This window comes from Kineosporia sp. A_224 (genome assembly GCF_002198655.1).
In the GTDB taxonomy this organism is placed as follows: Bacteria; Actinomycetota; Actinomycetes; order Actinomycetales; family Kineosporiaceae; genus R-H-3.
Window position 1 is genome coordinate 128566 of record NZ_MWLN01000191.1, and the last position, 13236, is coordinate 141801.

The 13236-nt window shown below is 71.2% G+C and carries 13 protein-coding genes; 8 read left to right on the forward strand and 5 right to left on the reverse strand.

All coding sequences use genetic code 11. The features are described 5' to 3' along the window. Window positions 1-16 precede the first annotated feature (16 nt). The 7 genes from wrbA (at window position 17) to EDJALFJO_RS20945 (ending at window position 7219) form a co-directional block, all read left to right on the forward strand. Window positions 17-637, forward strand: a complete 621-nt coding sequence (gene wrbA / locus EDJALFJO_RS20915; RefSeq protein ID WP_088288243.1) for an NAD(P)H:quinone oxidoreductase — start codon at window positions 17-19, stop codon at window positions 635-637. Window positions 638-663: 26 nt separating this feature from the next. After that, on the forward strand, window positions 664-1329 hold the full coding sequence (locus EDJALFJO_RS20920; RefSeq protein ID WP_088288244.1) for a DsbA family protein: 666 nt from the start codon (window positions 664-666) through the stop codon (window positions 1327-1329). A gap of 37 nt (window positions 1330-1366) precedes the next feature. After that, window positions 1367-2056 (forward strand): gamma-glutamyl-gamma-aminobutyrate hydrolase family protein, encoded by a 690-nt coding sequence (locus tag EDJALFJO_RS20925; protein WP_158220510.1) that lies wholly within the window; start codon window positions 1367-1369, stop codon window positions 2054-2056. 679 nt (window positions 2057-2735) lie between these two features. Further along, entirely contained in the window at window positions 2736-3833 is a 1098-nt protein-coding gene (locus tag EDJALFJO_RS20930) for a mechanosensitive ion channel family protein (RefSeq protein WP_088288246.1), read from the forward strand. 183 nt (window positions 3834-4016) lie between these two features. Beyond that, window positions 4017-4370 (forward strand): SHOCT domain-containing protein, encoded by a 354-nt coding sequence (locus EDJALFJO_RS20935; protein WP_198950504.1) that lies wholly within the window; start codon window positions 4017-4019, stop codon window positions 4368-4370. 39 nt (window positions 4371-4409) lie between these two features. Continuing rightward, window positions 4410-5468 carry an asparaginase gene (locus EDJALFJO_RS20940; protein ID WP_088288247.1) on the forward strand — a complete coding sequence of 353 codons (1059 nt, stop codon included), beginning with the start codon at window positions 4410-4412 and terminating at the stop codon, window positions 5466-5468. Between the two features lie 62 nt (window positions 5469-5530). Next, window positions 5531-7219 (forward strand): AarF/ABC1/UbiB kinase family protein, encoded by a 1689-nt coding sequence (locus EDJALFJO_RS20945; RefSeq protein ID WP_088288248.1) that lies wholly within the window; start codon window positions 5531-5533, stop codon window positions 7217-7219. A gap of 14 nt (window positions 7220-7233) precedes the next feature. Here the strand turns inward: EDJALFJO_RS20945 and EDJALFJO_RS20950 are convergent, their stop codons facing one another. Then, the gene (locus EDJALFJO_RS20950; protein ID WP_088288249.1) at window positions 7234-8247 is read right to left on the reverse strand and encodes an FUSC family protein; all 1014 of its coding nucleotides are present in this window, start codon (window positions 8245-8247) and stop codon (window positions 7234-7236) included. Further along, entirely contained in the window at window positions 8220-9482 is a 1263-nt protein-coding gene (locus tag EDJALFJO_RS20955; protein ID WP_088288250.1) for an amidohydrolase, read from the reverse strand. Before EDJALFJO_RS20955 ends, EDJALFJO_RS20950 begins: the two co-directional genes overlap by 28 nt. Before the next feature lie 98 nt (window positions 9483-9580). Between EDJALFJO_RS20955 and EDJALFJO_RS20960 the strand changes: the two genes are divergently transcribed. Next, a complete protein-coding gene (locus tag EDJALFJO_RS20960) occupies window positions 9581-10702 on the forward strand; it encodes a hypothetical protein (RefSeq protein ID WP_088288251.1) in 1122 nt (373 codons plus the stop codon). A 32-nt stretch (window positions 10703-10734) separates the two neighbouring features. On the opposite strand, the gene EDJALFJO_RS20965 is transcribed toward EDJALFJO_RS20960, so the two are convergent. The 3 genes from EDJALFJO_RS20965 to EDJALFJO_RS20975 all read right to left on the reverse strand — a co-directional run bounded on the left by EDJALFJO_RS20965 (window position 10735) and on the right by EDJALFJO_RS20975 (window position 13234). Next, window positions 10735-11331 (reverse strand): HdeD family acid-resistance protein, encoded by a 597-nt coding sequence (locus EDJALFJO_RS20965; RefSeq protein WP_088288252.1) that lies wholly within the window; start codon window positions 11329-11331, stop codon window positions 10735-10737. Window positions 11332-11586: 255 nt separating this feature from the next. Beyond that, window positions 11587-12483 carry a VOC family protein gene (locus tag EDJALFJO_RS20970; protein ID WP_088288253.1) on the reverse strand — a complete coding sequence of 299 codons (897 nt, stop codon included), beginning with the start codon at window positions 12481-12483 and terminating at the stop codon, window positions 11587-11589. A 13-nt stretch (window positions 12484-12496) separates the two neighbouring features. Beyond that, the gene (locus EDJALFJO_RS20975) at window positions 12497-13234 is read right to left on the reverse strand and encodes a class II aldolase/adducin family protein (protein WP_198950505.1); all 738 of its coding nucleotides are present in this window, start codon (window positions 13232-13234) and stop codon (window positions 12497-12499) included. Between the last annotated feature and the right edge of the window lie 2 nt (window positions 13235-13236).

The window sequence follows — 13236 nt, forward strand, 5'->3', positions numbered from 1 at the left end:
CACCCAGGAGAAGCGCATGTCCCCCCGATTGCTCGTCGCGTACTACAGCTCGACCGGCTCCGTGCACCGCCTCGCCGAGGCCGTGCAGGCCGGCGCCCAGGAGAGCGGCGCCGAGGTGCGTCTGCGCCGCGTCGCCGAGCTGGCACCGCCGTCCGCCATCGCCTCGAACCCGGCGTGGACCGCCCACGTGGAGCAGACCCACGACGTGCCCGTCGCCACGCTGGGCGACCTCGAGTGGGCCGACGGCTACGCCTTCGGCACCCCGAGCCGCTACGGTGCCCCGGCCGCGCAGCTCAAGCAGTTCCTGGACACCGCGAGCCCGCTGTGGCACGAGGGCAAGCTCGCCGACAAGCCGGTGACGACGTTCGTGTCGTCCGCGGAGCAGCACGGCGGGCAGGAGTCGACGATCCTGTCGCTGACGAACGTGTTCTACCACTGGGGCTGCGTCATCCTGCCGCTCGGCTACACCGACGACGTCGTGTACGCGGCGGGCGGCAACCCGTACGGGACGTCGTGGCCCGCGGGCTTCCCGTCGACGATGCCGGACGAGACGGTGCTCGCCTGCGCGCGGTACCAGGGACGCCGTCTCGCCCGCTTCGCGCGGGTGCTCGCGTCCGCAGGCGCCGAGGCGCACTGACCGGCCGGGTCGGGCAGGCTGGAGAGATGACGGCCGTCGTCGAGGTCTGGTCCGACATCCACTGCCCCTGGGCCCTGATCGCCGTCCACCGGCTCCGTGCGGCACGGGACCGGCACGGGCTCGACGTCACGTTCGCGCCGCGCCCCTGGCCGCTGGAGTGGGTCAACGGGCACGGCACACCGCACGCGATCGTCACTACCGAGACCGCTGCACTGGCCGGCCACGAACCGGGGCTGTTCAACCGCTACGCGGACAGCTCCTGGCCGTCCACATTCCTGCCCGCCTTCGAACTCGTGGCCGCGGCGGAACGGGTGCACGGTCTGCGGGCGGCCGAGGACGTCGACCACGCCCTGCGGCTGGCGTTCTTCCGGGACGGCGTCGACGTCAGCGTGCTCGCCGGCCTCCGGCACGCACTGCGCCTCGCCGCGCAGACCGATCCGGACCTCGATGTCGACCGCGTCGTGGAGGTGTGGATGCACGACAACCCGCGCAGCGACGTGGCGCACGCGTTCCGCCGGAGCAAGGAGCTGCCCATCCAGGGCAGCCCGCAGATCTTCTGGCCGGACGGCACCACGACGCACAACCCCGGGATGACGGACCACTCTTGGTCGGGGGACCTGGTCCGGATCGGCAGCACAGATCCGGACCGAGCCGGCCATGAGCTCCTGCGCCACGTCGGTCACCTCACCTGAGAGGCCATCAGTGACCAGAACCCGTCCGATCATCGGCGTGACGGCGCATCGCGGACGAGCGCAGTGGGCCATCTGGGACCGCGAGGCCGAGATGGTCCCCGTCGAGTACGTCGACGCGGTCGCCGACGCAGGCGGCATCCCGGTCATCATCCCCGGCCGGTCCCCCGTCGATGCGCTCCTCGTCGCAGGCCTCCAGGGCCTCGTCCTGACCGGTGGCCCGGACGTCGACCCGCGACGGTACGGGCAGAGCCCGCACCCGAGGACCGACGACCCCCACGCGGACCGCGACGAGGCAGAGCTCCAGGCATTGAGCGCAGCCATCGCGCTCGACGTGCCGGTGCTCGCCGTCTGCCGGGGCGCCCAGGTCCTCAACGTCTGGGCCGGCGGGGACCTGATCCAGCACATCGGCGACCACCCCGCCTTCGACCGTCACGGCGGACAGGGCAGGTTCGACACCACCAAGGTCTCCGTGACCGGCGGCAGTCGTGTGCACGCACTGGCCGGGGCGTCCGTGCTCGCGTTGTGCCATCACCACCAGGCCATCGGCCGCCTGGGTGCACGGCTCTCGGCCGTGGCCACCGCCGAGGACGGGGCGATCGAAGGCATCGAACTCGAGGGCGACCTTCCCGTGGTGGGCGTCCAGTGGCACCCCGAGGAGGCCCGTCACGACGGCCTGATCGGGCGCTTCGTGGACATGGCGCGCGCCTGGGCGGGCCGCCGCGCCTGACATCTCTGCGGGCTGCGCGCCGCCCGCCACAGCGCGGTGCCACAGGCCGACGGACGCAGTCTGATCCAGCCGAGGGTGCCGGCGATGGATCGTCGAGCGGTCCGGAGGTCCACGACCATCACCAGCGGGTTGCGGTCAGTCCCGCCCAGGAGACGCCCAGAAGATCCGAAGCAGCCGACAAGGGAAGGCAACACCGCTGGTCAACGCCTGCTTGGCGTGATGACGGTGGTCTTCTGAAAATCGGAAGGTCGGCGGTTCGACCCCGCCCCTGGCCACCGAAAGGGGCCTCTGAACTGGGGAAACGCAACCTATTCCTCCAGTTCAAAGGCCCTTCGTCGTTTTGCGGTGTCCACGTCGCCCGATGANCCACGGCCGGAGTCGGCGGCAAGCCTCTGATCAGCAGCGATGCACCTGATCGTTCGGAGCCGTCCGAAAGTGACCGTCCGACAGACAATCGGAAGATCGATCGACCTCTCTCCTGTATGCCTCACAGCGGGGCACGGTCGGCACGCCTTGGCTCGCAGCCACGGGCGCGGCGCACCCTCGAAAGGCGCCGAGCGGCGCCGCGGCTTCGGACCAGCCACGAGACCGGGGTTCAGTGTGCCCATCGATCCGAGCGGCACGTGTGGCTGGTCGATGAGCGCCTGGAGGTCCTTGCCCCCTCCTGCATGCTGATCGCATGACGATTTCGGCGTTCGCGGCGAGTCACTGGTCGGCCCAAGCAGTCCCGCCTGGCGTCTGCGGCCCGAAGACGGGTGTCGTCTGTACCTGGGTGTACCACCACACCGGCGACAGCAGCTTCTGGGCCAGGCTCGCAGACTGGCTGGTGGGCCGGCCGCTCGCCGTCCTGGGTGTCGTCCTGCTGGGGTGGCTGCTCAACTGGGTCGTGCACCGCACCGTCGTCCGAACGGTCAACCGGTTGCTGATCAAGGCGCCGCCCACCGGCGCGCCGACCCCGCTCACCCCTCAGGCGGACGGCCCCGTCGCCGTCGCCACGACGTTCGCGGTGCCGACCCAGGACGAGGCCCGGCGTTCGACCCGCGCGAACGCAGTGGCGATCGCGGTGTCGAGTTCGGTCTCCGCTCTGGTCTGGGCGGTGGTCGCGGTCGTCGTCCTGGGCGTCCTCGGCCTCGACGTCGAACCCGTCATCGCCGGCGCGGGACTCATCGGGATCGCTCTGGCGTTCGGCGCCCAGAGCCTCATCAAGGACCTGTTGAACGGCGTCCTCATCCTGCTCGAGGACCACTTCGGCATCGGCGACGAGATCCGGCTCGGCGAGGCCACCGGGGTGGTGGAGAAGATGACTCTGCGGGAGACGGTGCTGCGCGACGTGAACGGCACGGTGTGGCACGTCCGCAACGGCGAGATCGACAAGGTCGGCAACTTCTCCCAGGTCTGGTCGGTCGCTCTCGTCGACGTCGCCGTCGTCCACGGCACCGACGTGGCCGCCGCCCGGACGTGGTTGCTGGAAGCCGCGGACACGGTCACAGCGCGCCCGGCGTTCGCCGCCGACGTCATCGGCCAGCCGGAGGTCCTCGGGGTGCAGGCGCTGGACTCCGAAGGGATCACGTTGCGGCTGCTCGTGAGAACACTTGCCGGGCGGCAGTTCTCGCTCCAGCGGTCACTGCTGGAGGCGATCAACCTGTCGTTCGCGGAGCACGGCGTGCAGTTCGCCTCGAAGCGCGTGCAGATCAGCGGAGATGCACTGCGCTCCGTGTCCGGGGACGGCGGGCGGGCGCCGGACCTCCCCACAGGTCCAGGGACTTCTGCTGCCTGAAACGGGTTTCGGGTGCCAAGGGGCCGTCGACGTGGCGGACGTTCGCGCCTAAAGTCGAACAGGGGCTGGCACTTGGTCGTCACTCTCCGACCGGAGAGGGCCGCCGATCAGACGGGGCCTGTCGGCCGTCGCGGTCGTCTCCCTCCCGGGAACGCGCAGTCGTGACCGTCGACGGAGGGTGCCGTGAGACTGGCCGAGCTCCTCTGGAGCCTGCTCGTGATCTTCTTCATGATCTCGTACCTGATGCTCTTCTTCAGCGTCGTGGTCGACATGTTCCGGGACCCAGGCAGCTCCGGCGGCACGAAAGCCTTGTGGGTGCTGGCTTTCCTCGTCCTCCCGGTGATCTCCATGGTGGTCTACCTCGTCGTCAACGGGGCCGGCATGGCCCGTCGCAACGCCGCGGCCCGGTCCGGGCCGGTGGACGAGATCGACCGCGCGCAGGCGCTACTGGCCGCGGGAACGCTCACACCTGAGGAGTTCGCGTCGCTCAAGGCCAAAATCCTTGACACGGAACAGGTTCGGTCTTCGCCCGCCTGAGGGGTACCCTGCCGGCACCATTGTCGTTACAGTCGATCAATGGGCGCAACGGTGCAGGACGTCGGCCACTTCGGTGCTGATGGGCCGGGACTTTTCGTGCTCTACACAGGTGGCACGATCGGGATGCTGGAAGGACCAGGCGGCGGCCTGGCCCCCCTCGACCTGCACAGCCTCATGAAGTACGTGCCCACGGCCCACGAGCTGCCCGTCGGACTCACCGTGGCCGCGTTCGACGAGGCCATCGACTCGGCGACCATCGGCGTCGCCGACTGGCTGGCGATCGCCGACGCGCTCGTCGAGCACAGCCCGGGTCACATCGGCTCGGTCGTGCTCCACGGGACCGACACGATGGCGTACAGCGCCTCCGCGCTGAGCTTCCTGCTCGAGGGCATCACCACCCCGATCGTCCTGACCGGGGCACAACGGCCGATCACCTCGATCCGTTCGGACGGTCGCGAGAACCTCACGACCGCCCTCGAGGTGGCCGCGGCACGGTTCACGGGTGCGCCGGTGGTGCCGGAGGTCTCGATCTTCTTCAACGACGTCCTGCTGCGCGGGAACCGCGCGGCCAAGGTGCATGCGAGCAGCTACCGGGGCTTCGCGTCGCCGAACCTCGCGCCGCTCGCGACCGCCGGGGTGTCGCTGGACTACGCGACCGACCTGGTGCGCGCCCCCGGCACCGGCCCTCTGCGCCGCCCGGGCGGTATGTCCACCGACGTCGCCGTCATCCAACTGCACCCCGCCTTCGACGAGGCGTCCCTGACGGCGACGCTCTCCCGTGACGGCCTGCGCGGTGTCGTGCTGCAGGCCTACGGCGCAGGCAACGGGCCGACCCACCGGTGGTTCCTCGACGGACTCCAGCAGGCGGTCGACCGCGGCGTCACCGTCGTCGTCACCACGCAGTGCCGGGCCGGCACGGTCCAGGCCGGCCTGTACGCGAGCGGTGCCGCGCTGCTGTCGACGGGCGCGATCTCCGCGGGCGACATGACCTTCGAGGCCGCTGTCACGAAGCTCATGGTCCTGCTCGACCGTCACGCGGACCCGGACGACGTCCGTCGCGAGATGCAGCAGGACCTCTGCGGCGAGATCACGGTCTAGCGCCACCTCTGTGCGGAGCACCGAGGTCCCACGGATCCAGCGAGTCGAGACGAAGGTGCCGCATGGACGAGTTGGCTCTGGCGATGTTCCGCAACCGCGACCGTCTCGCGGAGGTCGCCGCCGTGCTGGCGAGGTACGGGTGGGCCGGCCTGCTCGGTCGGCGTGGGATCTTCGACGAGGGGACTCCGGTCGCCACGGCCCTCAGCCGCGTCGCCGACCGCGACCTGGCCCTGCTGTCCCCGGGTGAGCGCCTGCGCGGCGCGCTCGTCGAGCTGGGCACGACGTGGGTGAAGTTCGGTCAGATGCTGAGCCTGCGGCCCGACGTCGTCGGTGCCGACGTGGCGCACGAGCTCGAGCTGTTGCAGGCGCAGGTTCCCGCCGACCCGCCCGGCCGGGCCCACGCGTGCGTCGAGGCCGAGCTCGGCCCGACCGACGACCTGTTCGGCTCGTTCGAGGTCGAGGCGTTCGCCTCGGGTTCGGTGGCCCAGGTGCACCATGCACGGCTCAAGGACGGGACGGCGGTCGTCGTCAAGGTCCTGCACGACGGCGCCGCCGAGCGGGTCGAGGGTGACCTCCAGCTGATGGTCGCGCTGGCCGGATACCTGGAGGCCAAGGACCCGGAGATCGCGCAGTACCGCCCGAGCATCCTGGTGGGCGAGTTCCGGCAGATGATGCGATCGGCGATCGACCTGCGGGACGAGCGGGACAACCTCCAGGCGTTCGCGGCCAACTTCGCCGCCGAGACCGACGTGGTCGTGCCGAAGGTCTACCCGGACCTCTGCTCCCGACGCGTGGTGACGATGGGCCTGGTCACCGGCGCGACGTTCTCCGACCGGGCCGCCATCGAGGAGACCGGCTGGGACCCCGACACGTTGGTCCGTCGGGCCGCGGAGATCTACCTGGACATGATCTTCCGCGACGGGGTCTACCACGCGGACCCGCACCCCGGGAACTTCCTGCTGCCCGATGCCTCGCACCTGGCCATCCTCGACTTCGGTGACGTGGGGCGCCTGAGCGCCCAGCGCCGCCACCAGCTCGAGTCGCTCGTCATCGCGGTGGTCGCCAGGGACACCGAGCAGCTGACCGACGTGTGCCTGGAGCTGACGAGCCCTCCGCCGGACACCGACGTGCGGGCGCTGGGTGCGGACCTCGGCGCCTGGATGGACCGCTACCTGCTGGCGGGCGTGGCACACCTCGACATGGCGGGCATCATCGCCAGCGGCATGGAGCTGATGCGCAAGCACCATCTCGTGCTCCCCGCCGACCTGGCTCTGCTCTTCCGGGTGCTGCTTCGCCTGCAAGGACTCGGCAGGAACGTCGGCACGGACATCCGGGTCACCGAGCTTCTCGCACCCCGCGTCGGCGCCATGGCCTCGGCACGCTTCGACCCGAAGCGCCTCGCACACCACATGGCCCGGACCGCACGCGAGTGGGAGCACTTCTTCTCGGACCTCCCGGGCGATCTCGCGTCGGTCCTCGAGCAGCTCAAGACGGGCAGGCTCGGGGTCGACCTCCGGGTCCACGACGCGGACGGCGCCGCCGACCGTCTCGTCGACGGGCTCCTCGCCTCGGCCTCGGTGCTGGCGGCCGGGCAGCTCGTCTCCCGGCGCGTCGGGCCCATGCTCGGCGGGATCTCCGTCCCAGGGCTGCTCGCGGCGGGTGTCGGCGTCCTGACGTGGCGCCGCCTGACGACGCACCGTGCGGGTCACGAGAGCCTGGTCACCCGGGCGCGGCGGTCCACCGGCGGGTGACAGGTTCCGTTGAGTCAGCCGGCCGCCGGCACCACGGGGCGGGCTCGTGAGAGCAGCCAGTGCGCGGCCGTGGACACCGCGGCGGTTGCGACCGCTCCGACGACGGTGAACAGGATCCGTTCCCGGCCACCGCCCTCCACCGTCTGCGGAGCGAACGTCGTGACGATGATCGTCATGGTGAGGGCGGTGGTGTAGAGCCAGTACGGTGCTGAGAGGGTGGCCGCCAGGGTCAGCAGCGCCAGGACCGCCCCCAACGGGGCGGTGGCGCGCGGCGACTGGATGGCCAGTGCGAGCACCGAGGCTGCGGCGGCTCCGGCGACCGTGCCGAGGATGCGTTGCACGGCGCGGTCCCGGGTCGCCTTCGTGGTGGGTTGGAGCACCACGAACAGGGTGAGCAGCACCCACCACGAGTTGCCGCCGGGCAGCCACGACAGGGCCGCCCAGCCGAAGCCGCCGGCGAGCACCGCCAGGACGGCGCCGTACTCGCGGGCGACCCGGGCCGGGACGGGGTCGGGCCGCCGGCGCGGGATGTCGTGCAGCAGGAGCGTGCCGACGACGACCACCCACATGCCCGCGACGAGGACGTAGGCCGCGACCTCGACGGCGTTGCGCAGCGTGGTGGGCGAGCGCACGAGCAGGAACGTCGCGTCCGGCTGGGCGATGGTGGCGAGAGCGACCTCGACAGCGACGTACGTGCCGGCCGTCGCAAGACCGTATCGGGCGACCCAGCCCGTGGCCGCACCGACGGCCGCGAGCAGCACAGCCCCTGCCCAGGGGGTCGGTCCGAGCACCAGCCCGGCGAACATCAGTGCCGGCGTGAGCAGGACGACGCCCGCAGCGACCCGCGCATCGACCAGGAGCGCCGTCACCGCGGGGAGGATCCCGGCGTAGACCAGTCCCGCGTTGGCATGCCACTGGCTCAGGCCGACCGCGGCCAGCGGCAGGGCGCTGATGACCAGCCCGGTGATCCAGCGACCGACCTGGCGGCGGTCGTAGCGGCTCAACCGCTTCGGCTGGCGGAGAGCCATGCCCGCGCGGTCGCGACGAGCGCGTCCACCCCGATGCCGATGGTCGGCACCGGGACCGGGGCGTAGGCAGGTGAGTGGTTGGACGGGATCGACGCCATCACCGAGCGGATGGCGTCCAGGTCGCGGGCCTGCGCGAAGAGCGCGGGGTCGGCGCCACCGAGCAGCCAGAACACGCACGGCACGCCGGCAGCACTCGCCAGCACCCCGACGTCCTCGCTGCCGGTGACGGGACCGGGGTCGACGACGTGCCCTTGCCCCACCACCGACTCCAGCGCCAGGCGCATGCGTGCGCTGGCCGTCTCGTCGTTGACGACCGGAGGGGCGGACTCGATCGTCTTGATGGTGGGCGGCCGCGGGGCGCCGGACGCCTGCGCCTCGGCGTCGACGATCCGCGTGATCCCGGCCAGGATCCGCTCGCGGACGGCGGGGTCGTAGCTCCTGACGTTGACGAGCAGCTCCGCGCGGTCAGGGATGATGTTCGACTTCGTGCCGGCCCGCAGCGCCCCGACGGTGAGGACGGCGGTGTCGGCGCCGGCGACCTCGCGCGACACGAGCGTCTGCAGGCGCAGCACGGTCGCGGCGGCCATCACGACCGGGTCGACCGTGGCCTCGGGCCGTGACCCGTGCCCACCGGTGCCGTGGAGCGTCACCCGGAAGCTGTCGGTGGCGGCGAACGCCGCACCGGGACGCAGACCGATCACGCCGGCCGGCAGCGGCGCCACGTGCTGGCCCAGGACGACGTCCGGCCGGGGCACACGGTCGTAGAGGCCGTCGGCGACCATCGCGCCGGCACCGCGGGCGAGCTCCTCGGCCGGCTGCAGCAGCGCGACGACGGTCCCCTGCCACGAGCGGTCGGCGGCAAGTCGTGCTGCCGCACCGAGCAGGCACGTGACGTGCAGGTCGTGCCCGCACGCGTGCATCACCGGCACGTCGTGCCCGTCGGGGTCCGTGCCCCGCTCCTGGCTCGCATACGGGAGCCCGGTGTCCTCGAGCACCGGCAGGCCATCCATGTCGGCCCGTAGCAGGACGACCGGGCCCGGGCCGGTCGTCAGCACGCCCGCGGCGCCGGTCCCGCCGATGCCCTCGACGACGCCATACCCGTTGTCCTGCAACCATTTGACGGCAATCCCGGAGGTGCGGTGCTCGGCGAAGGACAACTCAGGATGTGCGTGCAGGTCCATGTACAGCTCATGGAGGCGGGCGAGCAGGGCATCCGGATCGCTGCGTTGCGCCATCGTCTCATCGTCCCCGTAACTCGGGTGATCGACAAGGGTCGGAGGGCCGCTCATGCAGATACCCTGATCACTGCGTTCCCGGCGGAAGGCGACATCGCATGGACAGCACTGTCTGGGACGTCGGGATCGTCGTGCTCGTGGTCGCGCTGAGGCTGTTCGTGCCGCTGCTCATCCCCGTGTTCCCGCTACCGGCCATCGTCGCGTGCCTGGTCATCGACGGGGTCGACCAGACGGTCTTCCAGACCCAGCTCTCCGCGCCCTTCTGGGCCCAGGTCGAGAACGAGTACCAGGGCTACGACAAGGCGCTCGACGTCTACTACCTGTCGGTGGCGTACGCGGCGACCCTGCGGAACTGGACCAACCCGGCTGCCGTCGTCTCCGCGCAGTTCCTCTGGCTCTACCGGCTCGCCGGCGTCACCCTCTTCGAGATCGTCCACGACGCCGGTGAACCGGCCTCCTGGCGGTGGCTGCTCCTGGTGTTCCCCAACACCTTCGAGTACTTCTTCATCGCCTACGAGGCGATCGCGCTCAGGTGGGACCCGGCGCGCCTCCCCGGTCGGCTGGTCGTCGCGTTGGTCGCGGTGATCTGGGTGTTCGTGAAGCTGCCGCAGGAGTGGTGGATCCACGTGGCCCAGCTCGACTTCACCGACGAGGCCGCCGCCCACACCTGGGTGCTGCCGAGCCTGGCAGCGGCCGTCGCCGCCCTGTGCCTCACGGCCTGGTGGGCCGCCAGGTACCGGCTGCCACCGGCGGACCACGCTGTGACGCTCGTGGCGCCGCCGCTGCCGCACGAGCTCGGCACCGCGGCCGAGCGCAGCGCGTTCCGCGCCGTGAACTGGCGCATGCTCGATGCGAACCTCGCCTTGAAAGTGGTCCTCGTCGGGTTGGTGTGCGTGGACTTCGCGCAGATCCTGCCGGGCTCGACCATGACCCCGCTGCACACCCTGGTGGCCGTCGCTGTCCTGCTCGTCGTGAACTCCGCGGTCGGCCTGGCGCTCGCCCAGCGTCGGCGCAGCATCGAGGGCACGGTGCGTGCCTTCCTGGCCGTCTGCGGGCTGAACGTCGTCACGGTCGCCGCGGGCAGCTTGCTGAGCGCACGCTTCCATCTCGACCACGCGCTGTTCTTCGTGCTGCTGATCTCTCTGATCGTCGTGCTCTACGACCGCTACCGGCCGGTCCGTGACCTCCGGATGGGCAGGACCACGAAGCCGGCGGGCTGAGCGCGGGCCCGGCGCCGCACGGTGCCGGAACGCTACGCGGCGAAGGGGGCCGGCGCGTCGTGCCGGTACGACCTCAGGCGCACAGCGACGAGGATCCCGACGATGCCGTAGGCGAGCAGCCACACGCCGAGGATCACGGCCAGCCCCACGAGCGTCAGCTCCGGGTAGGCCAGGACGACGACGCCCGCGAGGACGCTGAGCACCCCGGAGCCGACCTGCCAGGCCCGCCCCGGCGGCGACGGGGCGACGAGGCCCATGACGACCTCCACCACGCCGTTGACGAACCAGAAGATCCCCAGCAGCAGCACCAGGACCGTCAACGTCACCAGTAGATGCCGGACGGCGTACACCCCAGCGACCAGCGACAGGATGCCGAGCACTGCCAGCAGCGCCCGTACCCCTCCGTCGACCGCGTCGTCCGAGAACGCGGCGATCAGACGGAACAGCCCGGTCGCGATCAGCTGGATCCCGAACAGGACCGCCGCAACGACGAGAGTGATCCCGGGCCACGTCAGGGCCAGGACGCCGGCACCGACGTTCACCAGCCCGACGGCCAGGACCAGCCCCCAGTGCCGACCCAACCCGGCGAGGGCATTCACGGGAGCGGCTGTCTGTGTTCGTTCGGTCATGGCAACCACCTATGTCAGGGCACCCGACGCAGACGTGATCGGCACTGACGACGCGGGGCGAGCATCAATCGACCAGGAGTGATCACTCTACGCATCTCGGGCAGGCCGGTCACGGCGAGCACCGAGACGTTGCGGCGGTTCTCGCAGAACACGCCCGGAACGGTCAGCCGGAACCAAGTCGTCGGACGATGGAACTGCGCCTGGTTGTCCAGGACGCCGCGCGCAACGGTCCGACAAGACGGCGCAAGGGCGGGCTTACCGCTGTGGCTCGCGGTTGGTGAGGAAGTCCTCGGGCGGGGGCGTCCCCCACAGGTGCGGCGGGACGTCCCAGTCGTTGGGGACCCAGCAGTCGCGGATCTGGTCGATGTCGCTGAACCACTCGATCCAGCTGCCCCAGGGGTCCTGGGTGTAGTGGAAGTAGTTCGATCCGATGGTGTGCCGCCCCAGGCCCCAGCCCTTGGCCCAGCCGGTCTGCTGCAGCCGGCGCGCACCCACGCCGATCGCGTCGATGGAAGGGACCTCGTAGCTGGCGTGGTGGAAGCCGGGGTGGCTGCTGGTGATGAACCCGAAGACGTGGTGGTCGCCGGGGCCCGCGTTGAGGAAGGTGACCTTGCCGGTGATCCGGTCGCTGACGGCGAAGCCGAGGACGTCGACGTAGAAGGCCGTGGAGGCGGCCTGGTCCGGGGTGAACACGAGGCAGTGCCCGAGACGCCGGGGCAGCACGTCGTCGACATTGCGCCAGGCGGGGGTGTCGAACCGCTGGTAGGTGCCGCCGACGTTGTGCAGGACGTCCGGGACGGCGCGCGCAGGGGCGGGTTCGGTCTCGAGGAGCTGCACCGCGGTGCCGTGCGGATCGACGACCCAGACCCCCTCGTCCGGAGCGCCGGCGGGCGGGTCGGTCGCGGCGACGCCGGCGCGCTCGAGCCGCTCGCGGAGCGCGTCCAGGCCGCCGGGGGCCACCGAGAACGACAGGTGGTGCAGTTGCTTCGTGGGGCCCTCGACCATCCGCACCTGGTCCTGGTCGCGGCCGGGGCAGCGGCCGACGAGGGCGCCGGACCTCTCGCCGGTCTCGAGGCCGAACCCTTGCAGGAAGGTGTCTGCGAGGCCGAGGTCGGGCACGGCGAGCGCGTAGTGGTGCAGCCCGGTGATCATCGTCGGTTCTCCTCTAGGCCATCGGTCGGGTGCGAGCGGGATGGTGGTCGGTGGTGGCAGCGGTCCGCAGATAACCCCAGAGCCGCTGCAGCAAGGGTCCCGCAGCCTGCTGCCAGGACTCGATCTCGGCCTGTGTCAGGGGGATCGCGGCATCGGGTGCGTCGAGGGCGAGCCGGCAGGCGGACTCGAGCAGCCACATCCGGGTGACGGCTTCCGCCGGGGTGGCACCCGTGGTCAAAGCCCCGTTGCCCCGCAGCACGAGAGCGGCGGCGGCACCGAACGCCTGTGCCGCGTCGGCCGCGGCGGAAGGGTCACGCAGCAGCGCGGCGTGGTCGTGGACGTTCACCGCGCCACCGAGCCATGCGGCCTGCCCGTGGAGGCAGGGGAGCTGCCGCGTCGCCGGATCCACACCGACGGCGAAGGACGACGGCGGCATCGCGCGGGCGACGGCGGCGACCGCGTCTGCCTGGCGGTAGACGGCCAGGTGCGCCCAGGTCTCGGGCGGCGCCCCGGCCGGCAGGGTCCGGGTGTCGACGTCGACGGTGACGAGGTCGTCGGTGGTGACAGTGGCCAGGGGGACCGGCCCGGTGACGAGGATCGTGCGACGCCGACCGGACCCGGTGTCGAGGCGGCACGAGACGTGGCCAAACGCGGACACGAGCCCGAGTCCTGCCATCGCCCGTGCCGCGTCGACGAGGCTCGCGGCGACGGGTGCCGCCGGGTCCGGACCGGGACCGGTCGTCGTGGTCACTG